The 23,634-nt window shown below is 63.9% G+C and carries 26 protein-coding genes; 13 read left to right on the top strand and 13 right to left on the bottom strand.

The window, feature by feature from the left end; all coding sequences use genetic code 11:
• Nucleotides 1-113 precede the first annotated feature (113 nt).
• The 5 genes from BMX67_RS16095 (at nt 114) to BMX67_RS16075 (ending at nt 5,938) form a co-directional block, all read left to right on the top strand.
• Nucleotides 114-932 carry an ABC transporter permease gene (locus tag BMX67_RS16095; protein ID WP_245739493.1) on the top strand — a complete coding sequence of 273 codons (819 nt, stop codon included), beginning with the start codon at nt 114-116 and terminating at the stop codon, nt 930-932.
• Between the two features lie 141 nt (nt 933-1,073).
• Entirely contained in the window at nt 1,074-2,246 is a 1,173-nt protein-coding gene (locus BMX67_RS16090) for an aspartate aminotransferase family protein (RefSeq protein WP_090737292.1), read from the top strand.
• Complete coding sequence (locus tag BMX67_RS16085) at nt 2,239-2,715, top strand: GNAT family N-acetyltransferase (protein ID WP_090737179.1); 477 nt, start codon at nt 2,239-2,241, stop codon at nt 2,713-2,715. Before BMX67_RS16090 ends, BMX67_RS16085 begins: the two co-directional genes overlap by 8 nt.
• Before the next feature lie 120 nt (nt 2,716-2,835).
• The gene (gene argF, locus BMX67_RS16080) at nt 2,836-3,762 is read left to right on the top strand and encodes an ornithine carbamoyltransferase (RefSeq protein ID WP_090737176.1); all 927 of its coding nucleotides are present in this window, start codon (nt 2,836-2,838) and stop codon (nt 3,760-3,762) included.
• Nucleotides 3,763-3,946: 184 nt separating this feature from the next.
• Complete coding sequence (locus BMX67_RS16075) at nt 3,947-5,938, top strand: PhoX family protein (protein ID WP_090737174.1); 1,992 nt, start codon at nt 3,947-3,949, stop codon at nt 5,936-5,938.
• 154 nt (nt 5,939-6,092) lie between these two features.
• On the opposite strand, the gene BMX67_RS16070 is transcribed toward BMX67_RS16075, so the two are convergent.
• The gene (locus tag BMX67_RS16070) at nt 6,093-7,688 is read right to left on the bottom strand and encodes a phosphoenolpyruvate carboxykinase (protein WP_090737172.1); all 1,596 of its coding nucleotides are present in this window, start codon (nt 7,686-7,688) and stop codon (nt 6,093-6,095) included.
• 135 nt (nt 7,689-7,823) lie between these two features.
• Here BMX67_RS16070 and BMX67_RS16065 point away from each other — a divergent pair, with 135 nt between their 5' ends.
• The 6 genes from BMX67_RS16065 (at nt 7,824) to BMX67_RS16040 (ending at nt 11,159) form a co-directional block, all read left to right on the top strand.
• Nucleotides 7,824-8,309: an HPr kinase/phosphorylase gene (locus tag BMX67_RS16065; RefSeq protein ID WP_342707927.1), complete on the top strand. Its 486-nt coding sequence runs from the start codon at nt 7,824-7,826 to the stop codon at nt 8,307-8,309.
• A gap of 30 nt (nt 8,310-8,339) precedes the next feature.
• The gene (gene rapZ, locus BMX67_RS16060; protein WP_245739492.1) at nt 8,340-9,326 is read left to right on the top strand and encodes an RNase adapter RapZ; all 987 of its coding nucleotides are present in this window, start codon (nt 8,340-8,342) and stop codon (nt 9,324-9,326) included.
• 28 nt (nt 9,327-9,354) lie between these two features.
• On the top strand, nt 9,355-9,777 hold the full coding sequence (locus tag BMX67_RS16055; RefSeq protein WP_090737170.1) for a PTS sugar transporter subunit IIA: 423 nt from the start codon (nt 9,355-9,357) through the stop codon (nt 9,775-9,777).
• Nucleotides 9,774-10,052: an HPr family phosphocarrier protein gene (locus tag BMX67_RS16050; protein ID WP_090737168.1), complete on the top strand. Its 279-nt coding sequence runs from the start codon at nt 9,774-9,776 to the stop codon at nt 10,050-10,052. The genes BMX67_RS16055 and BMX67_RS16050 overlap by 4 nt, the downstream gene beginning before the upstream one ends.
• Before the next feature lie 9 nt (nt 10,053-10,061).
• Nucleotides 10,062-10,676 carry a TetR/AcrR family transcriptional regulator gene (locus BMX67_RS16045; RefSeq protein ID WP_175479942.1) on the top strand — a complete coding sequence of 205 codons (615 nt, stop codon included), beginning with the start codon at nt 10,062-10,064 and terminating at the stop codon, nt 10,674-10,676.
• An 84-nt stretch (nt 10,677-10,760) separates the two neighbouring features.
• A complete protein-coding gene (locus BMX67_RS16040; protein ID WP_090737166.1) occupies nt 10,761-11,159 on the top strand; it encodes a DUF2852 domain-containing protein in 399 nt (132 codons plus the stop codon).
• 42 nt (nt 11,160-11,201) lie between these two features.
• Here BMX67_RS16040 and betC read toward each other — a convergent pair whose 3' ends face one another.
• The 9 genes from betC to BMX67_RS15995 form a co-directional block, all read right to left on the bottom strand.
• Nucleotides 11,202-12,695: a choline-sulfatase gene (gene betC / locus BMX67_RS16035; RefSeq protein ID WP_090737284.1), complete on the bottom strand. Its 1,494-nt coding sequence runs from the start codon at nt 12,693-12,695 to the stop codon at nt 11,202-11,204.
• Between the two features lie 4 nt (nt 12,696-12,699).
• Nucleotides 12,700-13,641 (bottom strand): choline ABC transporter substrate-binding protein, encoded by a 942-nt coding sequence (choX, locus tag BMX67_RS16030; RefSeq protein WP_090737164.1) that lies wholly within the window; start codon nt 13,639-13,641, stop codon nt 12,700-12,702.
• A 76-nt stretch (nt 13,642-13,717) separates the two neighbouring features.
• Nucleotides 13,718-14,593 carry a 3-hydroxybutyryl-CoA dehydrogenase gene (locus tag BMX67_RS16025; RefSeq protein ID WP_090737282.1) on the bottom strand — a complete coding sequence of 292 codons (876 nt, stop codon included), beginning with the start codon at nt 14,591-14,593 and terminating at the stop codon, nt 13,718-13,720.
• Between the two features lie 164 nt (nt 14,594-14,757).
• Nucleotides 14,758-15,684, bottom strand: coding sequence for an electron transfer flavoprotein subunit alpha/FixB family protein (locus BMX67_RS16020; protein ID WP_090737162.1), 927 nt, complete (start codon nt 15,682-15,684; stop codon nt 14,758-14,760).
• Nucleotides 15,684-16,442 carry an electron transfer flavoprotein subunit beta/FixA family protein gene (locus BMX67_RS16015; RefSeq protein WP_090737160.1) on the bottom strand — a complete coding sequence of 253 codons (759 nt, stop codon included), beginning with the start codon at nt 16,440-16,442 and terminating at the stop codon, nt 15,684-15,686. The genes BMX67_RS16020 and BMX67_RS16015 overlap by 1 nt, the downstream gene beginning before the upstream one ends.
• A gap of 133 nt (nt 16,443-16,575) precedes the next feature.
• On the bottom strand, nt 16,576-17,148 hold the full coding sequence (locus BMX67_RS16010) for a cob(I)yrinic acid a,c-diamide adenosyltransferase (RefSeq protein ID WP_090737156.1): 573 nt from the start codon (nt 17,146-17,148) through the stop codon (nt 16,576-16,578).
• Complete coding sequence (locus tag BMX67_RS16005; RefSeq protein ID WP_090737154.1) at nt 17,148-17,348, bottom strand: twin transmembrane helix small protein; 201 nt, start codon at nt 17,346-17,348, stop codon at nt 17,148-17,150. The genes BMX67_RS16010 and BMX67_RS16005 overlap by 1 nt, the downstream gene beginning before the upstream one ends.
• Before the next feature lie 24 nt (nt 17,349-17,372).
• Nucleotides 17,373-18,191 (bottom strand): SDR family NAD(P)-dependent oxidoreductase, encoded by an 819-nt coding sequence (locus BMX67_RS16000; protein WP_090737152.1) that lies wholly within the window; start codon nt 18,189-18,191, stop codon nt 17,373-17,375.
• 1 nt (nt 18,192) lies between these two features.
• Nucleotides 18,193-18,735 (bottom strand): SH3 domain-containing protein, encoded by a 543-nt coding sequence (locus BMX67_RS15995; RefSeq protein WP_175479941.1) that lies wholly within the window; start codon nt 18,733-18,735, stop codon nt 18,193-18,195.
• Nucleotides 18,736-18,868: 133 nt separating this feature from the next.
• Between BMX67_RS15995 and parC the strand changes: the two genes are divergently transcribed.
• Nucleotides 18,869-21,112 carry a DNA topoisomerase IV subunit A gene (gene parC / locus BMX67_RS15990; RefSeq protein WP_090737150.1) on the top strand — a complete coding sequence of 748 codons (2,244 nt, stop codon included), beginning with the start codon at nt 18,869-18,871 and terminating at the stop codon, nt 21,110-21,112.
• A gap of 95 nt (nt 21,113-21,207) precedes the next feature.
• On the opposite strand, the gene BMX67_RS15985 is transcribed toward parC, so the two are convergent.
• The 3 genes from BMX67_RS15985 to BMX67_RS15975 form a co-directional block, all read right to left on the bottom strand.
• Entirely contained in the window at nt 21,208-21,798 is a 591-nt protein-coding gene (locus BMX67_RS15985; protein ID WP_090737148.1) for a cytochrome b/b6 domain-containing protein, read from the bottom strand.
• Nucleotides 21,795-22,247: a c-type cytochrome gene (locus BMX67_RS15980; protein ID WP_090737146.1), complete on the bottom strand. Its 453-nt coding sequence runs from the start codon at nt 22,245-22,247 to the stop codon at nt 21,795-21,797. Before BMX67_RS15980 ends, BMX67_RS15985 begins: the two co-directional genes overlap by 4 nt.
• A gap of 152 nt (nt 22,248-22,399) precedes the next feature.
• Nucleotides 22,400-23,308 carry a tellurite resistance TerB family protein gene (locus BMX67_RS15975; RefSeq protein WP_090737144.1) on the bottom strand — a complete coding sequence of 303 codons (909 nt, stop codon included), beginning with the start codon at nt 23,306-23,308 and terminating at the stop codon, nt 22,400-22,402.
• A 231-nt stretch (nt 23,309-23,539) separates the two neighbouring features.
• Between BMX67_RS15975 and BMX67_RS15970 the strand changes: the two genes are divergently transcribed.
• Nucleotides 23,540-23,634, top strand: a 95-nt coding sequence (locus BMX67_RS15970; protein ID WP_023878051.1) for a GTP-binding protein, incomplete at its 3' end; no start/stop codon positions are given.

Below are 23,634 nucleotides of genomic sequence, written 5' to 3'. Positions count from 1 at the left end.
CCTTTCCGGGCGGGTCGAGGCCCGCCGCCCATCTTGAAACCTGCGATTGACCCCGTCACAAACGGGATGCCGAGATTTAGCGTTGGCGACGACGGAATTCAAGGACCGCAAGCATGGAACGCATGACGATGGATGAACGCCCCGCAATGGGGGTGCGCCGCTTCGGGCGCGTGAACTGGCTGGGGCTGCGCACCCTGATCACGCGCGAGGTGATGCGCTTCATGGCCGTCTGGCAGCAGACGATCTTTGCCCCGTTGATGACGGCGGCGCTGTTCGTTCTGGTTTTCGCGCTGGCGCTGGGTCAGGGCCGAGGGCAGGTCATGGGCCTGCCCTATCTGCAATTCCTGGGGCCGGGCATCCTGATGATGACGGTGATCCAGAACTCTTTCGCGAATTCCTCGTCCTCGATCACATCGGCCAAGGTTCAGGGAAATATCGTCGATACGCTGATGCCGCCCCTGTCCGCGGGCGAATTGCTGACCGGCTATCTGTGCGGCTCGGTCGCGCGGGCGGGGCTGGTGGCCATGGTCATCGGGACCGGCATGGTCGTGGTTACGGGCGCGGGGATCGCGCATCCGCTATGGGCGATCACCTTTGTTCTGCTGGCGGCCCTGTTGCTGGGCGGGCTGGGCATTCTGGCGGGCATTCTGGCCCAGAAATTCGATCAGATGGCGGCGATCACCAATTTCGTCATCACCCCGTTGTCGTTTTTGTCGGGCACTTTCTATTCGGTCGATTCGCTGCCCGAACCGTTTCGGACGCTGTCGCATTGGAACCCGATCTTCTACCTGATCGACGGCGCACGCTTTGGCGTCACGGGGGTCAGCGACGCGCCGGTCTGGCGCGGCTTTGCGATCTGCGTCGCGGTCGTGGCGGGCGTCCTGTATCTGGGCTGGCGCTGGCTGAAATCGGGCTATCGCATGAAACCGTGATTGCGCGGGCGGCGAAACCGCGCTAATGGCTTTGCCATGATCGCCCGGACCGCCCTTATTGCCCGTCCCCGACGTTGACGCTTCGTCACCGTCCGATCTGTCCTGCCTTGAAAATCTGTCATGCCATTCGGGGAATCCGCCATGATTTCGCATGTTCTGCCGACCTATAACCGTGCCCCCATCGCGTTCGAACGCGGCGAGGGCGTCTGGGCCATCGCGACCGACGGCACCCGATATCTGGATCTGGGCGCGGGCATCGCGGTCAATGTACTGGGCCACGCCAACCCCGATCTGGTCGCGGCGCTGACCGAACAGGCGGGCCGGATCTGGCATGTCTCGAACCTGTATCAGATCCCGGAACAGGAAAAGCTGGCCGATCTGCTGGTGGAACACAGCTTTGCCGACACCGTGTTCTTCACCAATTCGGGGACCGAGGCGGCAGAGCTGGCCATCAAGATGGCCCGTAAATACTGGGACCATCAGGGCGATCCCGAACGGATCGAGATCCTGACCTTCGAAGGCGCCTTCCACGGCCGTTCGACCGGGGCGATCGCGGCGGCGGGGTCGGAAAAGATGGTCAAGGGCTTCGGCCCGCTGATGCCCGGTTTCCGGCAACTGCCCTGGGGCGACATGCAGGCACTGCGCGACGCGATCAGCGATCGCACCTGCGCCGTCATGATCGAGCCGGTGCAGGGCGAGGGCGGCATCCGCCCCATGGATGACGCCGACCTGCGCGAATTGCGGACCCTTTGCGATCAGACCGGCACATTGCTGATCCTCGACGAGGTGCAATGCGGCGTCGGTCGGACGGGGCGGCTGTTTGCCCATGAATATGCCGGCATCGCGCCCGATATCATGATGGTCGCCAAGGGCATTGGCGGGGGCTTCCCGCTGGGGGCCGTGGCTGCCAGCGAAGGCGCGGCGGCCGGCATGGTCGCCGGCACGCATGGCTCGACCTATGGCGGCAACCCGCTGGCCTGCGCGGTCGGTGCGCGGGTGATGCAGATCGTCGCCAATGACGATTTCCTGGCCGAGGTGAACCGCAAGGCCGCTTTGTTCCGCCAAAGGCTGGAAGGCCTCGTCGCCTCCCACCCCACGGTGTTTCAGGCGGTGCGCGGTCAGGGGCTGATGCTGGGGCTGAAATGCCATGCCTCACCCGCGGATCTGGTCAAGGCAGGCTATGCCCAGGGCATCCTGACGGTTCCCGCTGCGGACAACACCCTGCGGATGCTGCCGCCGCTCAACATCTCTGACGAGGAAATCGCCGAGGCCGTGACGCGGCTTGACCGTGCCGCCGAAAGCCTCGATGCCTGACTACGGCTTTCGGCCAGTGGCGGAATCCGATCTGCCGATGCTGGCCGAATGGCTGCGCGATCCGCGCGTGGCCCGATGGTGGCAGGGGTCGGATCGCCAGATCACCCTGCTGCGCGCCGATCTGGAACAGGGCGTCATGCAGCAGGTCATCGCGACGCGGGGCGACCTGCCTCTTGGCTATGCCCAATACTACCCGGCACAGCACTGGCCCGCCCCGCATTTCGCCCATCTTCCCGCCGACACCATCGCGCTTGACGTGTTTGGCGCGCCGCAGGGCTGGGGGCAGGGCGGTGCCTGGCTGCACGCCCTCTGCGACCGGTTGCTGCAAAAGGCCTCGACTCTCGCCATCGATCCCGCGCCCGACAATCTGCGGGCCATCCGCGCCTATCAGAAGGCGGGCTTTTCCGGCGACCTCACGGCTGCGGATGCCGATGGTCACCCCGTGCGCGTGATGACGCGCCGACGATGACCATCTTCTGTGCAGAAATATCCCGGGGGGGACGCGCCGCAGGCGCGGCGGGGGCAGCGCCCCCTTGACCCCGGTCCCCTAAAGGGGCTTGCTGGCCCAAATCGCCGAAAGACACGTAAGATGAAGCATTTTCTGGATATCCACACCACCACCAAGGACGATCTCAGGTCGATCGTCGATCAGGCCCACGCCATGAAGACCGCCCGCAACGGCCGCCCCAAGGGCACGCCCGATGACGATCTGCCGCTCGCCGGGCGGATGGTCGCGCTGATCTTCGAAAAACCCTCGACCCGCACACGCGTCAGCTTCGATGTCGGCGTGCGGCAGATGGGCGGGCAGACCATGGTGCTGTCGGGATCCGAAATGCAGCTGGGTCACGGCGAAACCATTGCCGACACCGCCCGCGTCCTGTCGCGCTATGTCGATCTGATCATGATCCGCACATTTGAAGAGGCGACGCTTCAGGAAATGGCCGAATACGCGGATGTGCCGGTGATCAACGGGCTGACCAACCGCACCCATCCCTGCCAGATCATGGCCGATATCATGACATGGGAAGAACATCGCGGGCCGCTGGCGGGCAAGAAGGCGGTCTGGGTCGGGGACGGCAACAATGTCTGTGCCAGCGTGATCCACGCGGCGGGCCAGTTCGGCTTCGATTTCACCTTCACCGGGCCCCAGCCCCTGGACCCGGAATCCGAGGCGATCGATTTCGCGCGCGCGCAGGGCGTCGGTGTCACGATCGAGCGTGACCCGGCCAAGGCGGTCGAGGGCGCGGATCTGGTCTTTGCCGATACCTGGGTCAGCATGCATGACCCGCAATCGGCCAAGGAACGCCGTCACAACCAATTGCGTGGCTATCAGGTCAACGAGGCGCTGATGGCCCATGCCAAACCCGACGCGCTGTTCATGCATTGCCTGCCCGCCCATCGCGAGGATGAGGTCACAAGCGCGGTCATGGACGGCCCGAATTCTGTGATCTGGGACGAGGCCGAAAACCGGCTGCATGCGCAAAAGGCGGTGATGCGCTGGTGCCTCGGCGTCTGACGACCGCCAAGCTGCCGAACCCGACCCAACGCCCGGCCCGCGCCGGGCGTTTCGCGTTCACGGCCGGCGTCAACAAAGCTTCGCGTCACTGTCGCATGACCGTCACATGGCGGGCCTAAGCCAAACGCCGAACGGCCCGCGCATCCGCGTCGGGCCTGCCCAAGCGTCATGCCAGGAGAGCGACATGAACGATCACCAGCCTTCCCGCCACGTCTTCCGCACCAGCCAGCTGGAAGAGGCTGACGGCCCCGGTCTGAACCCGACCAAGAATCGCACCATGGGCGAAATCATCGCCGCCCGTTTCTCGCGCCGCGGTTTCCTGAAAGGTTCGATGGCCGCCACCGCGATCTCGGCCACGGTCAGCCCGATGGCGATCCTGGCCGCCGATGACGCTCATGCGCAGGGCGCGGTCGAAGGCTCGGTCTTCAACTTCCCCGAGGTGAAGGCCGGCGTCGATGCCGACCACCACGTCGCCGAGGGCTATGACGCCGATGTGCTGCTGCGCTGGGGTGACAAGGTCTTTGCCGATGCGCCGGACTTCGACCCGACCAACCAGTCGGAAGCCGCGCAGGAACGCCAGTTCGGCTATAACAACGATTTCGTGGGCTTCATTCCGCTGGATGGTGCCGACGATCACGGCCTGCTGGTCGTGAACCATGAATACACCAATGAACACCTGATGTTCCCCGGCATCGTGACCGTCAAGGACGGCGAGATCGAAGTCGCCGCCGCCACCGAAGACCGCGTGAATATCGAGATGGCAGCCCATGGCGGCACCGTGATCGAGATCCGCAAGGTCGATGGCAAATGGCAGCCGGTTCTGGACGGCGCGATGAACCGCCGCATCACAGCAAAGACGCCGATGGAGATCACCGGCCCCGCCGCCGGTCACGCCCGCCTGCAGACCGTGGCCGACCCCTCGGGCAAGGCCGCGCTTGGCACGATCAACAACTGTGCCGGCGGCGTGACGCCTTGGGGCACCTACATCATGGCCGAAGAAAACTTCCACGGTTACTTCATCGGCGAATTGCCGGCCGATCATGCCGAGGCCCGGAACTATGAACGCGTCGGCGTGCCCGGTGCGAATTACGACTGGGGCAAGTATCACGACCGTTTCGACATCTCGAAGGAACCCAACGAGCCCAACCGCTTTGGCTGGATCGTCGAGGTGGATGTCAACGATCCGACCTCGACCCCGAAAAAGCGCACCGCCCTGGGCCGTTTCAAGCATGAGGGCGCCGAAAGCGCGCTGACCAAGGACGGTCGCGTGGTCTTCTACCTGGGCGATGACGAGCGTTTCGACTATGTCTACAAATTCGTGACCGCGGGCAAGTACAACCCCGACGACCGTGCCGCGAACATGGATCTGCTGGACGAAGGCACGCTGTATGTCGCGCGCTTTGACGAGGGCGGCAACGTCGAATGGTTGCCGCTGGTTCACGGCGAAGGCCCGCTGACCGCCGAGAACGGCTTTGAAAGCCAGGCCGATGTTCTGATCGAGACCCGCCGCGCCGCCGACCTGCTGGAAGCGACGCCGATGGACCGCCCCGAGGATATCGAGCCGAATGCCGAAACCGGCCGCGCCTATGTCATGCTGACCAACAACACCAAGCGCGAAGAGGCGAATGCCGCCAATCCGCGCGTGGACAACGCCTTCGGCCATATCGTCGAGATCGTGGAAGAGGGTGGCGACCTGGCCGCGACCAAAGGCACCTGGGAAATCCTGGTGAAATGCGGCGATCCGTCCATCGCCGAGGTCGGGGCCACCTTCTCGACCGCGACGACGGAAGATGGCTGGTTCGGCATGCCCGACAACTGCGCCGTGGACAGTGATGGCCGCCTGTGGGTGTCGACCGATGGCAATTCGCCCGGCAAGACCGGCCGCACCGACGGGTTGTGGGCGATGGACACGGAAGGCAGCGCACGCGGCACCTCGCGCCTGTTCTACCGTGTGCCGGTCGGCGCCGAGATGTGCGGCCCGTGCCCGACGGCGGATCTGACGACCTTCTTCGTCGCCGTCCAGCACCCCGCGGATGGTGGCGAGGATTGGGACGGTCATGGTCGCCCGTCCTATTACGAAGACCTGTCGACCCGTTGGCCGGATTTCGACGATGCGATGCCGGTGCGTCCGTCGGTCGTGGCCATTACCAAGCAGGGCGGCGGCAAGATCGGCTGATCGGCCGGTGGCCAAGCGGACGGGTGGCCGTTGGCCACCCGACATGATGCGAAAACCCCGCGTAGTGGCGCGGGGTTTGTCATTTGTCGCGTGATCGTCTGCAATGAAGAAAGGCCGCCCGGAGGCGGCCTTTTCAAGAATTGCGCCGGGCAGGTCAGCCGATGGCGGCGGCCCGGACCTCGTCGTCGATGCCTTCCAGATACTGGGCGAAATTGTCGCTGAACATCTGGACCAGTTTCTGCGCCTGCACGTCATAGGCCTCGCGGTCGGCCCAGGTCTGACGCGGGTCCAGCAGCACATCGGACACGCCCGGAACCGACACCGGCACGTCGAAGCCGAAATTCGGGTCCTTGCGGAACTCGACCTCGTTCAGGCTGCCATCCAGCGCCGCGGACAGAAGGGCGCGGGTGGCGCGGATCGGCATGCGCGAACCGGTGCCGAAGGCGCCGCCGGTCCAGCCGGTATTGACCAGCCAGCAGCTTGCGCCGTGCTGGGCGATCTTGTCGGCCAGAAGCTTGCCATAGACCTCGGGGCGGCGGGGCATGAAGGGCGCGCCGAAACAGGTCGAGAAGGTCGGGATCGGTTCGGTCACGCCGACTTCGGTGCCCGGCGTCTTCGAGGTGAAGCCCGACAGGAAGTGATACATCGCCTGCGCGGGCGTCAGCCGTGCAATCGGCGGCAGCACGCCATAGGCGTCGCAGGTCAGCATGATCACATTTTTCGGATGCCCGCCGAGGCTGCTGTCCGAGGCGTTCGAGATCGCGTCCAGCGGGTAGGCGCAGCGCATGTTGTCGGTGATCGAGTTGTCCTCGAAATCCAGTTCCAGCGTGTCGGCATCGAAGACCATGTTTTCGATCACGGTGCCAAAGCGCGAGCAGGTGGCGTGGATTTCGGGTTCGGCCTCGGCAGACAGGTTGATGGTCTTGGCATAGCAGCCACCTTCGAAGTTGAAGATGCCGTTGTCGGACCAGCCATGTTCGTCATCGCCGATCAGCACGCGGCTGGGGTCGGCGGACAGCGTGGTCTTGCCCGTGCCCGACAGGCCGAAGAACACGGCGCTGTCATCCGGGTTGCCGGGCGCGTGATTGGCGCTGCAATGCATCGGCATGATGCCCTTGCCGGGCAGGATGTAGTTCAGCAGCGTGAACACCGATTTCTTGTTTTCGCCGGCATAGGCGGTGTTGGCGATCAGGATGATCTTCTTTTCGAAGTTCAGCGCGATGACCGTTTCGCTGCGGCAGCCGTGGCGGGCCGGATCGGCCTTGAAGCTGGGGCAGTTGATGATGGTGAATTCGGGCGCGAATTCCGCCAGTTCATGGGCCTCGGGGCGGCGCAGAAGGTGGCGGATGAACAGCCCGTGCCAGGCCAGTTCGGTGATGACGCGCACGTCCAGACGCTCGGCCGGGTCAGCGCCGCCGAACAGATCCTGCACGAAATAATCGCCGCCCTTCATATGGGCCAGCATGTCGGCATGCAGCAGGTCGAAAGCCTCGGGCGACATGGGGGCGTTGTTTTCCCACCAGATCGTATCCTCGACATCCTTGGTGCGGACCACGAATTTGTCCTTGGGCGAACGGCCGGTATGGGCGCCGGTCGAGACAAGGAACGTGCCGCCAAGGCCCAGCTTGCCTTCGCCGCGCGCGACGGCCTCGGTCATCAGGGCCGGCTCCAGCAGGTTATAATAAACCCGGCCCAGCCCTTCGATCCCTTGATCTTCCAACCGGCAATTCGGGTTTACGCGCGTCGTCATATTCCTCAAGCTCCTGACTGCAATAGTGGCTGCGACAGTTCCGTGACACAGTGTCTTCGGCCTATAGCACGCTGCCAAAACGAGGAAACAAGCGAGCGCAAACGGTTAGCGCAAACAGCTAATGTTAACGCTAACATGGTCCGTTTGGGGACGATTGCGGCGGATTCCACCCGTGATTGCGGGCAACTTGGGGGCATGGTGATTCGCGAAACGATGCTGCATGCGACCTGTGTCGCGGTTCAGGGCAGGGGGCTTCTGATCTTGGGCCCTTCAGGGTCTGGCAAGTCCGCACTGGCACTGGACCTGATGGCGGTGGGGGCTGATCTGGTCAGCGACGACCAGACCTGCGTTCAGCGGCGCGGGGATACGCTTTTCGCCCGTCCGCCCGACACGATCGCCGGGCAGATCGAGGCGCGCGGGATCGGGATCTTGCACGCCGACAACCTGCCACAAGCCCAGCTTCATTGCGTCATCGACCTTGGTCAGGACGAGCAGATGCGCTTGCCCCCGCAGCGCGTTCACGAAATATTGGGAATCTTCGTGCCTCTTGTGTTGAGGCCCTATAGGCCACAGCTTTATGCTGCTATGCGGCAAATGATGTTGAAAGGTCGGTGCGCGTAGACGGTCGCGGTTCAGATTGAAGGATGGCCAATGGTCAACGATGAAGTCATGAACGAACAGACAGAGTTTGATGCCGGACAGGTGGCGCAGCGCGTCGTTCTGGTCACCGGCCCGTCGGGTGCGGGTCGCTCGACCGCGATCAACGTGCTGGAAGATCTGGGCTTCGAGGCGATCGACAATCTGCCGCTGTCGCTGATCCCGCGGCTTCTGGATGGGGCCGCGCGCCCGACGCCGCTGGCCTTGGGGCTGGATGTGCGCAACCGCGACTTTTCCACCAGCAATGTCATCGAGCTGATCGACCGGCTGACGCGGCATCCGGGTTTTGCGCCCGAGGTTCTGTTTCTGGACTGCGAGCCCGACGTCCTGATCCGACGCTATAGCGAGACGCGCCGCCGTCACCCGTTGTCGCCCGAAGGGTCGCCGCTGTCGGGCGTAACCGCCGAGATCGACGTACTTGCCGCGATCCGGTCGCGGGCCGATGTGCTGGTCGATACCAGCGAATTGTCGCCCCATGACCTGAAGGCGGAACTGGCCCGCTGGTTCGACACGCAGGCGAGCCAGCGGCTTAGCCTGTCGCTGCATTCCTTTTCCTACAAGCGTGGCGTACCGCGCGGGCTGGATGTGATGTTCGACTGCCGCTTTCTGGCGAACCCCCATTGGGAGGCCGAGCTGCGCGAGTTGAACGGTACTGACACGCCGGTTCAGGACTTTGTTGCCACCGACTCGCGCTATGATGAATTCTTTCAGCGATGCCGTGATTTGTTGCTGTTTTTGCTGCCTGCGCATGTAGAGGAAGGGAAAACACATCTCTCGGTTGGGTTTGGTTGCACAGGCGGCAAACACCGTTCCGTCACTTTGGTCGAAAAGATGTCTCAGGCGCTTGCAGAGGCAGGATGGCCGGTGTCAATAAGACATAGGGAACTGGAGCGCCGCATCGCGGCGTCGTCCGCCCATGCCGATGGCGGCGCCGCAGATGTGGCGCGGGTCGCGGCAGGGGTAAAGGGGGCGGCGTCATGATGCGGGTTTTTGGACTTGGTGGAACGCGTTGATCGGAATTGTCATCGTAGCGCATGGCGGCCTTGCCCGCGAATATCTGTCGGCGGTCGAACATGTGGTCGGCCCGCAGAACGGAATCGCGGCGGTCGCGATCGAGGATGATCACGACCGATCCGCCAAAACGGCCGAAATCATGGCCGCGGCCAATTCCGTCGATCTGGGCGATGGCGTCGTGGTTGTGACCGATCTCTTCGGCGGCTCGCCCTCGAACCTGTCGGTGCCGGCCTGCGCGGTGCGCGACCGCACGATCCTTTACGGGGCCAATCTTCCGATGCTGGTGAAATTGGCAAAGTCGCGTCATCTTCCGGTTGCCGATGCGGTTTCCTTTGCCAAGGAAGCGGGACGGAAATATATCAATTCCTACAACGTTCCCGCAGACGCCATGATCGACGCCCGGACCCCCGCTCAATGACCGCAGCCGTTACCCGCGAACTTTCCATCATCAATGTCAAAGGGCTTCACGCCCGCGCCAGCGCGAAATTCGTCGATGTCGTCGAACAATTCGACGCGCAGGCCGCCGTCGAGAAGGACGGGATGAGCGTTTCCGGCGATTCCATCATGGGGCTTTTGATGCTGGCCGCGCCGCGCGGCACATCGATTATGGTGACGACGACCGGCCCGCAGGCCGCGGAACTGGCCGACGCGCTAGAGGCGCTGGTCGGCGATTATTTCGGCGAAGGCATGTAGGGCGGCGCTGTGCCCGAACGCAAAAGCTATCACCACGGAAATCTGCGACAGGCATTGGTAGAGGCGACGGCCACGCTGATTCAGGAAATGGGCCCGCAAGCCTTTACCCTGGCCGAGGCAGCACGGCGGGCCGGGGTGTCATCTGCGGCACCCTACCGACATTTCAGGGGCCGGGACGATCTGATCGAAGAGGTCGCACGTCAGGGGTTTCTGGATTTCGCGGATCGACTGGAAAGCGCGTTCGATCAGGGGCGTCCCCGGAACCTGACCGCGTTTCTGCGCATGGGGCAGGCCTATCTGGATTTCGCGGCCGAGCGGCCCGGATATTACATGGCGATGTTCGAATCCGGCATCTCGATCGCGGGCAACCCTGATCTGGCCAAGGCCTCGGATCAGGCCCAAAGCGTGCTGGTCCGCGCGGCCGAGGCGTTGTCACAGCCGTTGCCTGCGGCGAAACGCCCGCCCGCCCGCATGGTGGCCAATCATGTCTGGGCGCTAAGCCATGGCGTGGTCGAACTTTTTTCACGCGGCAAGCCCGGCGGGCGCAGTTCTGTCGAGCCGTCGGAAATGCTGGAAAGCGGCGCGATCATCTATCTGCGCGGGCTTGGCCTGATCCCGGAATAACGATTTTTATTGCGGCACCTCTTGATTGCGGTCCTGCATGCCCCATCTATGTAAATGTTACTAACATTAACATGGAGGCTAGAAATGTATAACGTCAGCCAGCCGGCCCCTGATTTTCGCATGCCCGGCAATGGACCGCTGACACGGGCCCGCGATTGGCTGGATGCACGGGGCAAGCCCGCCTGGATCGTTGCGATGATCCTTGGCTTTGTCCTGTTCTGGCCCGTGGGCCTTGCAATCCTTGGATATATGATCTGGAGCAAACGCATGTTCGGATGCAGCAATCGCAGCCAGCGCCGCGCGCATTACTATGCCGCGCCCACCGGCAACACCGCCTTCGACGCCTATCGCGACGAGACGTTGAAGCGGCTGGAGGATGAGCACCGCGACTTCGTGGATTTCCTGCAGAAACTGCGCGAGGCCAAGGACAAGGCCGAATTCGATCAGTTCATGGATCAGCGCGACCGCAAGTCCGAAGACTGATCGCCAGACACGGATGGGGCCGGGTGACCGGCCCCCTCGATGCTATTCGCCGCGGGGAAAGCGCTGATTTTCCTCAAGGACATTCAGGTCCATGTGGTTGCGCATATAGCGTTCGGACGCTTTCATCAGCGGCTGGTGATCCCACGGGTAATAGGATCCGTTGCGCAGCGCCTCGTAGACGATCCAGCGCCGTGCCTGCGATTGCCGCACCTCGGCATCATAGGCCGCCAGATCCCAGCGTTCATGCGCCATGGCACGGAAATGCCCCAGCGTCGCGGCATGGGCCGGATCGCCCGCCAGATTGCGCCGTTCCCCCGGATCCTCGTCCAGATTGAACAGCTGTTCGGGATCGGCAGGGCAGGCGGTGTATTTCCACGGCCCTTCGCGCAGGGCGATCAGCGGCGCGATGCTGCCCTCGGCGGCGTATTCGATGGCAACCGGACCGCGGCTGTCCGCGCCCTTTGCCAGCGACTTGCCATCGGTCCAGGGCGCAATCTCGTCCATCGGGATCCCGGCCAGATCGCACAGGGTCGGCAACACGTCGATGGTGCTGACCGGCGCATCCACCCGCCCCGGTTCGATTCCCGGCGCCGCGATCATCAGCGGCACCCGGGCCGAGCCTTCGTAGAAGCTCATCTTGAACCACAGGCCGCGCTCGCCCAGCATTTCGCCGTGATCGGACAGGAACAGGATGATCGCTTCCTGTCGGGTGCTGTCCAGCACGTCCAGAATTTCACCGATCTTGTCGTCGACATAGCTGATATTGGCGAAATACCCCTGCCGCGCCCGGCGGATGTGATCTTCGGTGATGTCGAAATTCTGCCAGTCGCAGGCATCCATCAGCCGTTGCGAATGAGGGTCCTGATCTTCGTAGGGGATCGGTGTCGGCGCGGCCAGTTCGGGCGCATCCTCGTACAGGTCCCAGTATTTCCGGCGGGCCACGAACGGGTCATGCGGGTGGGTGAAACTGACCGTCAGGCACCACGGCCGGTCGTCATTGCCGCGCGCCAGATCATACAGTTTCCGGCAGGCGTTATAGGCAACCTCGTCGTCATATTCCAACTGGTTGCTGATCTCGCCCACGCCCGCACCGGTGACCGAGCCCAGGTTGTGATACCACCAGTCGATCCGCTCGCCCGGTTTGCGGTAATCCGGGGTCCAGCCGAAATCTGCGGGATAGATGTCGGTGGTCAGCCGTTCCTCGAACCCGTGCAGCTGATCGGGGCCGACGAAATGCATCTTGCCCGACAGGCAGGTCTGATAACCGGCGCGACGCAGGTGATGGGCATAGGTCGGAATATCCGAGGCGAATTCGGCCGCATTGTCGTAGACCCGCGTGCGGCGCGGAAGCTGCCCTGACATGAAGCTGGCCCGTCCGGGGGCGCAAAGTGGACTGCCGGTATAGGCCTTGGCATAGCGGGCCGAGCGTTCGGCCAGCCGCCGCAGGTTGGGCGTGTGCAGGAAATCGGCGGGACCATCGGGGAACAGCACGCCCGACAACTGGTCCGCCATCAGAATCAGGATATTGGGTTGCATCTGATCAACCACCGATCGCCGCCAGCACGGCCTCTTTCGCCGGGTCGCCCTGCGTGGTGGTCACGCCGGCAAGCCAGTCGTCCAGGACCTGCGGGTTCTGCGCCAGCCACGCCGAGGCCGCATCGGCCGGGTCGGTACCGTCGTTCAGGATCATGCCCATCAGCTGGTTTTCCATTGGAATGTCAAAGACAAGCTGACTGAACAGCTTGGCCGCGTTGGGGCAGTTCTGCACCCATTCGCTGCGGGCCAGGGTATGCACGGTCGCGCCGCCATAGTCCGGCCCGAACTGTTCGTCGCCGCCCGACAGGTACGTGATGTCAATCGCCTCGTTCATCGGGTGTGGCGCCCAGGCCAGAAACACGGTCGGCGTCCCGGCCGAGGCGTTGCGACCCACCTGCGCCAGCATCGCCTGTTCACCGCTTTCCACCAGCGTCCAGTCGCCCAATCCGAAATCATCGGCGTCGATCATGGCCTGAATGGACTGATTGGCGGGCGCACCGGGTTCGATACCGAAGATCTTGCCTTCAAAGGCGCCCTTCCGGGCATCCAGATCAGCGAAATCACTGACGCCTGCCTCGTCGCCGGGTTTGTTGACCGCCAGCGTGAACTTGGCACCCTCAAGGTTCTGGACCAGTTCCTCGATGCCGCCCGCTGCGTCCAGATCGTCCCGGAATTTCTGCTGTGCGGGCATCCAGTTGCCCAGAAACAGGTCGGTCTGGCCGTTCTTCAGTGCCTCGTAGCCGACGGGCACCGAAAGCGTGCTGATCTCTGCCTGATAGCCAAGCGCCTGCAGCAGGGTCTGGGCCACGCCATTCGTTGCCGTGATGTCGGTCCAGCCGGGATTCGACATGCGAACGGTCGTGCAACTGTCCGCATCCTGCGCAAAAGCCGGGGCCGCCGTCGCGGCCAGCATCAGCGCGACGGTGGAAAGTCGAAGCGTCGTCATGGGCGGAGCCTCCTGAATTGGGAATATCTGCCCAATCAGACGCATTCCGACCGGGCTTTCGCGTCGGAACGCGACATCAGCGCGTCGGAACGGGCACCTCGCCGCGATAATCGTAGAAGCCGCGCCCGGTCTTGCGGCCCAGCCAGCCTGCCTCGACATATTTGGTCAGAAGCGGGCAGGGGCGGTACTTGGTGTCTGCCAGCCCGTCATGCAGCACGTTCATGATCGCAAGGCAAGTGTCCAACCCGATGAAATCGGCCAGTTCCAGCGGCCCCATCGGGTGGTTCGCGCCCAGTTTCATCGATTCGTCGATGGATTTCACGTTCCCGACGCCCTCGTACAAGGTATACACGGCCTCGTTGATCATCGGCATCAGGATGCGGTTCACGATGAAGGCCGGGAAATCCTCGGCGCTGGCGGCGGTCTTGCCCAGCTTTTCGACAACCTCGTGCAATGCCTTGTAGGTCGGCTCATCCGTGGCGATGCCGCGGATCAGTTCGACAAGCTGCATCACCGGCACGGGGTTCATGAAATGGAAGCCCATGAATTTTTCCGGGCGATCGGTGCGGCTGGCGAGGCGGGTGATCGAGATCGACGAGGTGTTCGATGTCAGGATCGTTTCGGGCCGCAGATGGGGCACCAGATCCTCGAAGATCGCCTGCTTGACGGTTTCGCGTTCGGTGGCGGCCTCGATCACGAGATCGGTCTTGCCCAGATCGGGAAGGTTCAGGGTCGTGCTGATCCGCGCCAGTGCCTCGCGCTTGGCTTCGGCCGAGATCTTGTCGCGGCTGACTTGGCGTTCCAGATTGCGATCTATCAGCGCCAACGCGTTGTTCAGCGCCTCCTGGCTGATGTCGTTCAGGACCACGTCATAGCCGGCAAGGGCAAAAACATGGGCGATGCCGTTGCCCATCTGGCCTGCGCCGATCACGCCAACTGTTTGAATCGCCATCTTCGCCTCGCTCATTCCTGTGACGGCCGGACGATAGGGCGGCGATTGCCGTGCTGCAATGCAAAACCGCCCCTTTCGGGGCGGTCGGCTGCCGTGGCAGGGGGCGATGCCCCCATCGCCTTCGGCGATTCCCCCCTTGGGTATTTGGGGCAAAGAAGAAGCGGTTACAGCTTTTCCGTGAGTTCGGGGACCGTCGCGAAGAGGTCACCGACCAGGCCGTAATCGGCGATCTGGAAGATTGGGGCCTCTTCGTCCTTGTTGATGGCCACGATGACCTTGCTGTCCTTCATCCCCGCAAGGTGCTGAATCGCGCCCGAGATGCCGATGGCGACATAGAGTTCGGGGGCGACGACCTTGCCGGTCTGACCGACCTGGTAATCGTTCGGGGCATAGCCCGAATCGACCGCCGCGCGGCTGGCGCCGACCGCGGCACCCAGCTTGTCGGCCAGTTTCTCGATCAGGGCGAAGTCGTCCTTCGACCCCACGCCGCGTCCGCCCGAGACGACACGGCCCGCCGAGGTCAGTTCGGGGCGGTCGCTTTCCACGACCTCGTCTGCGACCCAGGCCGACAGGGCCGGATCATCGGCCTTGGCCGTGGCTTCGACCGGGGCGGCGGCGCCGTCGCCCGCGGCATCGAAGCTGGCGGTGCGGATCGTCAGGACCTTTTTCGCATCCTTCGATTTCACCGTCTGGATCGCGTTGCCGGCATAGACCGGGCGTTCGAACGTGTCGGCATCGACCACCGCCGACACATCCGAGATGACCATCGCATCCAGAAGCGCCGCGACGCGGGGCATGATGTTTTTCGCATCCGTCGTCGCCGGCGCGGCGATGTGGTCGAACCCGTCCGCAAGACCGACCAGCAGCGCGGCGGCCGGTTCGGCCAGACGGTGACCGTAAAGCGCGTCCTCGGCCACCAGGACCTTCGCGACGCCGTCGATGGTGGCGGCGGCTTCGCCCGCGGCCTGGGCCGAGGCGCCCGCGCAGAGCACCGTCACATCGCCCAGGGATTTCAGCGCGCTGACCGCCTTGGCGGTGGCGTCGCGGTTCAGTTCGCCATTGGTGACTTCACCCAGCAGAAGAACAGCCATTACACGACCCCCGCTTCTTTCAGTTTCGAGACAAGTTCATCCACGGTTTCGACCTTGATCCCGGCCTTGCGACCCTCGGGTTCCTTGACCGAGACGATCTCGAGCCGCGGGCTGACATCGACGCCCAGATCGGCGGCGGTCTTTTCGTCCAGTGGCTTTTTCTTGGCTTTCATGATGTTGGGAAGCGAGGCGTAGCGCGGCTCGTTCAGGCGCAGGTCGGCGGTGACGATGGCGGGCAGCTTGACCTCGATGGTCTGCAGGCCGCCATCGACCTCGCGGGTGACCTTGGCGGTCTCGCCCTCGATCTCGATCTTGCTGGCGAAGGTCGCCTGACCCCAGCCCAGCAGCGCGGCCAGCATCTGGCCCGTCGCGTTCATGTCGTTGTCGATTGCCTGCTTGCCCGCGATCACCAGCCCGGGCTGTTCCTCGTCGATCACGGCCTTGAGGAGCTTGGCGACGGCCAGCGGTTCGATATCGGTATGGACGTCATCGGCGGCCACCACCAGGATCGCGCGGTCGGCGCCCATGGCCAGCGCGGTGCGCAGTGTTTCCTGCGCCTGCTTGACCCCGATGCTGACGGCCACGACCTCGGTCGCGACGCCTTTTTCCTTCAGGCGGATCGCCTCTTCGACCGCAATCTCGTCAAAGGGGTTCATCGACATCTTCACATTGGCCAGATCGACGCCAGAACCATCAGCCTTCACACGCGCCTTGACGTTATAGTCAATCACGCGCTTAACCGGCACGAGAACCTTCATGGGCTCCTCTCCCTTTCCTTATCTTCTCCGTCGAGCAAGTGTTAGCGACGGATTTTCCATTGTTACAGGGCAAAAACGGCCTTCGACGCTGCGTTTGCGCCATCACGGCGCTGCGACGCAGCGTATTTCGGGATCAGCGGCTGGCGCCGGGCACCCACAGGATGTCGTTCTTGCCGGCGTCATTGGCCTGACGACCGGCCACGAACAGCCAGTCGGACAGGCGGTTCAGATAGCGGATCGCCGCAGGATTGGCGTCGCCGCCCGCCGCCAGTTCGGTCGCGCGGCGTTCGGCCCGGCGGGCGACGGTACGCGACAGGTGCAGCTGTGCCGCCAGAACCGAGCCGCCCGGCAGGATAAAGCTGCGCAGCGCGGCAAGATCGGCGTTCATGTCGTCGATTTCACGTTCCAGCCGGTCGACCTGGGTATCGACGATCCGCAGCACCGGATAGCCGGCCTGATCGTCTGCCGCCATGTTCGGGCGGGCCAGGTCGGCGCCCAGATCGAACAGGTCGTTCTGGATCACCGAGATCCGTTCCGCCATGACACCCTGCGCATGCAGGCGGCACAGGCCGAGCGTCGCGTTCAGTTCGTCCACGGTGCCATAGGCTTCGACGCGAGGATCATGTTTCGCCACGCGCGATCCGTCCGACAGCGCGGTATCGCCCTTGTCCCCGGTGCGGGTGTAGATCTTGTTCAGAACAACCATCAATAGCCCCTGAGATAGATGAACAGCATGATCAGCGCGACGGCGATCGCCTGCGCGATCAGGCGCCACCGCATCAGCCGGTTGCCGTGTTTGCGGTTGAATTCGCCGCCGCGGGCAAAGCCGCCGATACCCGTCGCAAGGATGCCCAGCACGATCAGCACCGCAAGGACGACAATTATAAGCAGAGGTTTGTCGGTCATCGTTCCCGCCTTTCGCCGCGAACCCTAGCTGCGCCGCGCAAACCAGTCCAGTGCGCCGGTCGGCAGCAGCCTGCGACCGATTGACGACATCCGCGTGGGGATGGTCACGTGATACCGGGCGCGGGGCCGGGGCGCGGTCAGCGCGTGGACCAGCCGGTCGCTGACGGCGGAGGGCGGCAGTTCGAAGCGATCCTTGGCGCCCGGTTCATACAGGCGTTTCAGCAGGCCGTTGCGGTAATCCTCGGCGCGGGCGCTGTCCTGCCAGCGGACCCAGCGTTCGAAATGCGGGATCGCGTTTTCGCGGATGCGGCTGGCGATGGGGCCGGGTTCGATCAGGATCACGCGGACGCCGGTGCTGTGCATTTCCAGCCGCAGCACGTCGGTCAGCCCTTCCAGCGCGAATTTGGTCGCGACATAGGGGCCGCGCCAGGGAATGCCCACCAACCCAAGGACCGAGCTGACATTCACGATTCGCCCGCCGGTCTGCCGGAACTGCGGGATCAGCCGCACGGTCAGGTCATGGGTGCCAAACAGATTCGCCTCGAAGATGGATCGCAAGGCGTCGCGGGGCATGTCCTCGACCGCGCCGGGCAGGGCGAAGGCGGCGTTGTTGACCAATGCGTGCAGCGGCCCGGTGGCCAGCACCTCATCGACCAGACGGGCCACGCTGTCGGCATCCGACAGTTCCAGATGCAGCGCCTGCATGCCTTCGGCGCGGCGGGCGGCAAGGTCCTGTTCGCTGCGACAGGTGGCGACGACCTGCCACCCCTCGGCCTGCATCCGGCGTGCCGCGTCCAGTCCGATGCCCGACGAGCATCCGGTGATCAATACGCGCTTTGTCATGTCAGTTTGGCTGATCCGTGCTGAGAAACTGGCCGGACATATACCCCTCGCGCCCCTGGGTATCGCGGATATTCACCCATGAGGCGTCGGTCGGGCCAAGCGCCTCGACCGCGGCGCCACGCGACAGGGCGCCGATCACGGCATTGCCGGTCGATGGCCCGGCACGGAAATTCACGCTGTTGCCGGTGACATACATGACCGGGCCGCCGCTGCCGACCGCTGCGGGGGCAGGGGCGGTGCCGTCGGCGTCAGGTGTGCCATTGGGATATTCGGGCGACGGGCGCAGCGCGGGGCCGGGAAACCGCTGAACCTGTTCCGGTGTCTGGGATGTGGCCTGAACCACCTCGGCGGCGGGTTCGGGCGCGGGGTCGGCTTGGGGCGCGGGTGCGGTCAGATCCGGGGCGCCCGGATCCTCGGCGGCGCGGGGGGCATCCGTCTGCAATTCGGCGCGGCGGGCTGCACGGGGATCGCCGGTGCCATAGATGGACAGGACGATGTAGAAACCAAGCAATGTCACGGCCATCAGGCCAAGCAATCGTAACATATGTCCCCCGCGTTCTTGTCGGCCGGATGACATCCTGCATAGCCGATCCCTGATGATAACGCCACGCCGCCCCGCGTGTTCCCGATGACAAATTCGGCTGGACCGGGCCCGCGGCAGGGCATATCCATCTTCCATGTCAGACGAATTGCCCACCGACCCCGAACAGAACACGCAGGCAGAACCTTTAAGCCGTGCCATCGGCGACCGGTATCTGACCTATGCCCTGTCCACGATCATGAATCGCGCCCTGCCTGACGCCCGTGACGGGCTGAAGCCGGTGCATCGCCGCATCCTGTTCGCCATGCGCGAATTGCGGCTGTCGCCAAACGGTGCCTTTCGGAAATCGGCCAAGATCACCGGCGATGTGATGGGCAACTATCACCCCCATGGCGATGCCGCCATCTATGACGCGATGGCGCGTCTGGCGCAGGATTTCGCCATGCGCTATCCGCTGGTCGACGGGCAGGGGAACTTTGGCAATATCGACGGCGACAATCCCGCCGCCGCCCGCTATACCGAGGCGCGTCTGGCGCAGGCATCCGAGGCGCTGATGGACGGTCTGGCCGAAGATTCGGTCGATTACCGCCCGAATTACGACGGCACCCTGACCGAGCCCGTGGTCCTGCCATCGGCCTTTCCGAACCTTTTGGCGAACGGTGCGTCGGGGATCGCGGTCGGCATGGCGACCAATGTGCCGCCCCATAACCTGCATGAGGTGATCGATGCCTGCCTGCATCTGATCAAGACGCCGGACGCGCGGGATGACACCCTGGCCGGTCTGATCAACGGTCCGGATTTTCCCACCGGCGGGGTCATCGTCGAAAGCCGCGAATCGATTGCCGAGACCTATCGCACCGGGCGCGGCGCCTTCCGCGTGCGGGCCAAGTGGGAGCAAGAGGATCTGGGCCGCGGTCAGTGGCAGATCGTTGTCACCGAAATTCCCTATCAGGTGCAGAAATCCAAACTGATCGAGCGTCTGGCCGAGGTGATCCAGACCAAGAAAGTGCCGATTCTGGCCGATGTCCGCGACGAATCCGCCGAGGATGTCCGCATCGTTCTGGAACCCCGGAACCGCGCGGTCGATCCCGAACAGCTGATGGCCGCGCTGTTCAAGGTCAGCGATCTGGAAACGCGCTTCAGCCTGAACATGAATGTGCTGATCGACGGGCGCGTGCCAAAGGTGTGCAGCCTGAAAGAGGTGCTGCGCGCCTTTCTGGACCATCGGCGCGAGGTGCTGATCCGGCGCGCGAATTTCCGTCTGGACAAGATCGCGGCGCGGCTCGAGGTGCTGGAAGGCTATCTTGTCGCCTATCTGAACCTGGATCGCGTGATCGAGATCATCCGCTATGAGGATGATCCGAAATCGCTGATGATCGCCGAGTTCAAACTGTCCGATGTTCAGGTCGAGGCGATCCTGAACATGCGCCTGCGCGCCCTGCGCAAGCTGGAAGAGATCGAATTGCGGGCCGAGCGTGACAACCTTCAGGCCGAACGCGAAGGCCTGCAGGCGATGCTGGACGACGAAACCCAGCAATGGTCGCGCATCTCGGATCAGCTGAAGGAGACGCGCAACCTGTTCGGCAAGTCGCATCCGGAAGGTCTGCGTCGCACGGTCATCACCGATGCCGTGATCGTCGAGCCGGTCGACATGGACGCGATGATCGAGCGCGAGCCGCTGACCGTGATCCTGTCCAAGATGGGCTGGATCCGCGCGTTGAAGGGGCACCAGCCGCTGGATGCAGAACTGAAATTCAAGGATGGCGACGGGCCCGGACTGGCCCTGCATGCCGAAACCACCGACAAGCTGATGGTCTTTGCCTCGAACGGGCGCTTCTACACCGTGCCGGCCAACAACCTGCCCGGCGGGCGGGGCATGGGCGAGCCGCTGCGCCTGATGATCGATCTGCCGAACGAGGCCGAGGTGATCTCGGTCTTTCCGTGGCGCGAGGGCGAGAAATATCTGGTCGCCTCGAAACTGGGTGACGGATTTGTCGTGCAGGCGGGCGATATCCTGGCCCAGACCAAAAGCGGCAAACAGGTGCTGAACGGCGACGCGCTGTTGTGCAAGCCCGTCGCGGGCGACCATGTCGCCGTGGTCGGCACGAACCGCAAACTGCTGGTCTTTCCGCTAAGCGAATTGCCGGAAATGACGCGTGGCAAGGGGGTTCGGCTGCAACGTTATGGCAGTGGTGGCGGGCTTGTGGCCGCCGACACCCTGTCGGATGCGCGCTTCGTCAACATCGCCGAGGGGCTGAGCTGGCCCATGGGGGGCGGCAAGACCCGCACCGAAAGCGATCTGAGCGAATGGCTGGGCAAGCGCGCCGGAACCGGACGCATGGCTCCGCGCGGTTTTCCGCGTGACAACAAATTCGCCTGACCCGCGGATAAGACAAGCGGAGCGGCACGGGCCTTGCGGCCCCTGCCGCACATGACATGACCGGGGGCTGTGGCCCCCGGTCGGCGTTCAGGGGGTCAGCGTCCGCGCACCCATTTCCAACCGGTGATCATCGGGCGGATGAGATCCTCGTTCTTCCAGACGCGATAGAACAGGATCGCGGCCAGATGCAGTCCGATCAGGATCAGCACCAGATTGGCCCCTGCGTGGTGCCAGCCGACCGCCGCCTTGGCGGTCGCGCTGCCGACATTGTCGGCAAGCGGGCCGATATTCACGAAATCCTCGGGGTCGGACATCAGGCCGGTCACGGCCTGCCACCCCAGGGCGATCAGCATTGCCAGCGCCGAGATCGCCCCGATCGGGTTATGGCCGTGGCTGTGACTGGGCTGTCGTCTGAACAGATGTGTGCCATAGTCAGCGATCGCCGAGGGGCCGCGAAGAAAGCTGCCAAAGCGCGCAGGTTCGGGCCCGATGAAGCCCCAGACCAGCCGAAAGACCAGCAGCGCGATAATCGCGTAGCCCAGCCAGAAATGCAGGGTCATCACATTCGGGCCGAATTTGCCCAGAAGAATATTCGCGATCACCAATGCCGCCAGCGACCAGTGAAACATGCGCAGCGCGGGATCCCACACCCGGACGCGCCGCGCATGTTCGGGGCCCGCACTCATTTCTTGCGGAAGTCGTCGTGGCAATCCTTGCAGGTGCCGCCCAGTTTCTGCAGCGCGGGGGCGACATTTTCCTGACCGCCCTTCACGGCCTCGCCCGCGCCTGCTGCGGCTTCGGACAGGGCCGCGAATTTCTGGGCGAACTGGTCAGGGTTTTCCCAGATTGCCGGCAACGCCTCGGAGTCGTCGACCTCGCCCATGGCAGTTCCCTCAATGAACAGATCGGCCACCGCATACCCGCTGAGCGCCTCGATGTTGCTGCCGGCCTTTGATGCCGCCGCTTCGTCATACGCGATCTCGCCCTTCGCCATGCCCGACAGGGTGCCCATGTTCAGCGCCAGCATCTTCATGTAGCCGTGCCGCGCCTCCAGCGCGTCCTCGGCGGCGTCGGCATGGGCGAGAACGGGCAGCAGGGTCGTGGCAAGCGTGGCTGTCAGGGCAATCAGTCGCATGGCGGGCTCCTTCTGGGAATGGCTGGAAGGCTGGGCAGTCACAGAACGTGACGCTGGGGAAGTCTGGCAGAGGCGGCGAATCCGATCAATCGCCGCCATCTTGCCTCACGCGATTGCGATCCGGCGCGGGATCGGTCCGCGCCGGGTCTGCCTTAACTGTAAAGCGGCACCGCGCCGCTTTGCTGGTGGATGTCGTTGACGGTTTCGGGCGGAAGGCCAAGGGCCTGGGCCAAGGCGTGCAGATAGCGCGCCTCTTCCTCGTTGTCGAAATCGATGGCCAGCAGCGACACCAGATAGATCTGCGCCTCGTATCCTTGCGGCACCTCGCGGGCCAGGGCCTGCGGATCGATCGCGGCGGCCATCTGTTCGCGGATGAATTCGCGTTCATCGTCGTCCAGTTCGTCGCCCAGATGGCCCAGCAGCTTGCGCTTTTCCTCGTCGTCGATGCGACCGTCGGATTTCGCGGCCTGGATCATCGCCTTCAGCATCAGACCGGCAACGGCATTCTGTTCGGGGGTCGGGGCCACTTCGGGTTCGTCGTTGCGGGCGACGGAATCGTTGAACAGCTCGCCGAAGCTGGCGTCATTCGCGGGCTGTGAACCCTTGCGTGCCAGACCGCCAGCGGCCGCACCAGCGGCACCGCCACCCAGAAGGCCGCCCAGAAGATCGCCCAGCCCGCCGCTGCCGCCGGTGCCGCCGCGTGCGCCCCCGGCCAGTTGGCCCAGCATATCGCCCAGACCGCCACCGGTGCCGCCGCCGCGCGTGCGCCCTGCAAGCCCGTCAAGAAGGCCGCCCAGCCCGCCCTGCGCACCAGTCGAATTCGGGCCGCCATAGCGCTGCCCGCCACCCGCGCCGCCGCCAAGCACCTGACCCAGCCGATCCTGCAGGCTGCCCGATCCGCCGCCGGTATTGTTCTTCAGAAGATCGCCCAGCAGACCGCCGCCGGATCGGCCCTGCGCAGAGCCGGATTGCTGATTGGAACGGTTCTGCATCACAGCGCCGATGCCCTTGGCCAACATGACGCCTGCGGCGACGCGCGCGAAGGTTTTCATCAAGCTCATCTCGGGATCCTCATTGGTGAAATCTGACGGCATAGTGCCACGGAACCATCGAAAACGAAGTGCGTATTGTTCCGTATCTGCATCAGTTTTCCGCGCACAGCCGTTCGCGGTCCCAATGAGGGTGCCGATCCGTTCCGGAAGGCTTGATTTTTCCCTTGGCGGCTTATACATCGCGGCGCACGTAATTCAGGGGCCCCCGCACCGCCGCGCCCCGCGATCAGGAGGCCGTAGATGGCAAAGGCAAAGTTTGAACGGACGAAACCGCACGTCAACATCGGGACGATTGGTCACGTTGACCACGGCAAGACGACGCTGACGGCTGCGAT

The sequence above is a fragment of the Paracoccus homiensis genome (assembly GCF_900111675.1).
Classification (GTDB): domain Bacteria; phylum Pseudomonadota; class Alphaproteobacteria; order Rhodobacterales; family Rhodobacteraceae; genus Paracoccus; species Paracoccus homiensis.
The sequence above is the reverse complement of the archived record's forward strand: the minus strand, read 5'-3'. Positions and strand labels throughout refer to the sequence as shown.

Excerpts from the sequence above, each read along its gene's own strand:
- BMX67_RS16050 (WP_090737168.1), top strand. The coding sequence starts at position 9,774 with ATGACCGCAGCCGTTACCCGCGAACTTTCCATCATCAATGTCAAAGGG.
- rapZ (WP_245739492.1), top strand. The coding sequence starts at position 8,340 with ATGGTCAACGATGAAGTCATGAACGAACAGACAGAGTTTGATGCCGGA.
- BMX67_RS15975 (WP_090737144.1), bottom strand. The coding sequence starts at position 23,308 with ATGAGCTTGATGAAAACCTTCGCGCGCGTCGCCGCAGGCGTCATGTTG.
- BMX67_RS16000 (WP_090737152.1), bottom strand. The coding sequence starts at position 18,191 with ATGACAAAGCGCGTATTGATCACCGGATGCTCGTCGGGCATCGGACTG.
- BMX67_RS16075 (WP_090737174.1), top strand. The coding sequence starts at position 3,947 with ATGAACGATCACCAGCCTTCCCGCCACGTCTTCCGCACCAGCCAGCTG.
- choX (WP_090737164.1), bottom strand. The coding sequence starts at position 13,641 with ATGACGACGCTTCGACTTTCCACCGTCGCGCTGATGCTGGCCGCGACG.
- BMX67_RS16070 (WP_090737172.1), bottom strand. The coding sequence starts at position 7,688 with ATGACGACGCGCGTAAACCCGAATTGCCGGTTGGAAGATCAAGGGATC.
- BMX67_RS16020 (WP_090737162.1), bottom strand. The coding sequence starts at position 15,684 with ATGGCTGTTCTTCTGCTGGGTGAAGTCACCAATGGCGAACTGAACCGC.
- parC (WP_090737150.1), top strand. The coding sequence starts at position 18,869 with ATGTCAGACGAATTGCCCACCGACCCCGAACAGAACACGCAGGCAGAA.
- BMX67_RS15985 (WP_090737148.1), bottom strand. The coding sequence starts at position 21,798 with ATGAGTGCGGGCCCCGAACATGCGCGGCGCGTCCGGGTGTGGGATCCC.
- BMX67_RS15980 (WP_090737146.1), bottom strand. The coding sequence starts at position 22,247 with ATGCGACTGATTGCCCTGACAGCCACGCTTGCCACGACCCTGCTGCCC.
- BMX67_RS16065 (WP_342707927.1), top strand. The coding sequence starts at position 7,824 with ATGGTCCGTTTGGGGACGATTGCGGCGGATTCCACCCGTGATTGCGGG.
- BMX67_RS16090 (WP_090737292.1), top strand. The coding sequence starts at position 1,074 with ATGATTTCGCATGTTCTGCCGACCTATAACCGTGCCCCCATCGCGTTC.
- argF (WP_090737176.1), top strand. The coding sequence starts at position 2,836 with ATGAAGCATTTTCTGGATATCCACACCACCACCAAGGACGATCTCAGG.
- BMX67_RS16085 (WP_090737179.1), top strand. The coding sequence starts at position 2,239 with ATGCCTGACTACGGCTTTCGGCCAGTGGCGGAATCCGATCTGCCGATG.
- BMX67_RS16095 (WP_245739493.1), top strand. The coding sequence starts at position 114 with ATGGAACGCATGACGATGGATGAACGCCCCGCAATGGGGGTGCGCCGC.
- BMX67_RS16010 (WP_090737156.1), bottom strand. The coding sequence starts at position 17,148 with ATGGTTGTTCTGAACAAGATCTACACCCGCACCGGGGACAAGGGCGAT.
- BMX67_RS16040 (WP_090737166.1), top strand. The coding sequence starts at position 10,761 with ATGTATAACGTCAGCCAGCCGGCCCCTGATTTTCGCATGCCCGGCAAT.
- BMX67_RS16015 (WP_090737160.1), bottom strand. The coding sequence starts at position 16,442 with ATGAAGGTTCTCGTGCCGGTTAAGCGCGTGATTGACTATAACGTCAAG.
- BMX67_RS15995 (WP_175479941.1), bottom strand. The coding sequence starts at position 18,735 with ATGTTACGATTGCTTGGCCTGATGGCCGTGACATTGCTTGGTTTCTAC.
- betC (WP_090737284.1), bottom strand. The coding sequence starts at position 12,695 with ATGCAACCCAATATCCTGATTCTGATGGCGGACCAGTTGTCGGGCGTG.
- BMX67_RS16025 (WP_090737282.1), bottom strand. The coding sequence starts at position 14,593 with ATGGCGATTCAAACAGTTGGCGTGATCGGCGCAGGCCAGATGGGCAAC.
- BMX67_RS16005 (WP_090737154.1), bottom strand. The coding sequence starts at position 17,348 with ATGACCGACAAACCTCTGCTTATAATTGTCGTCCTTGCGGTGCTGATC.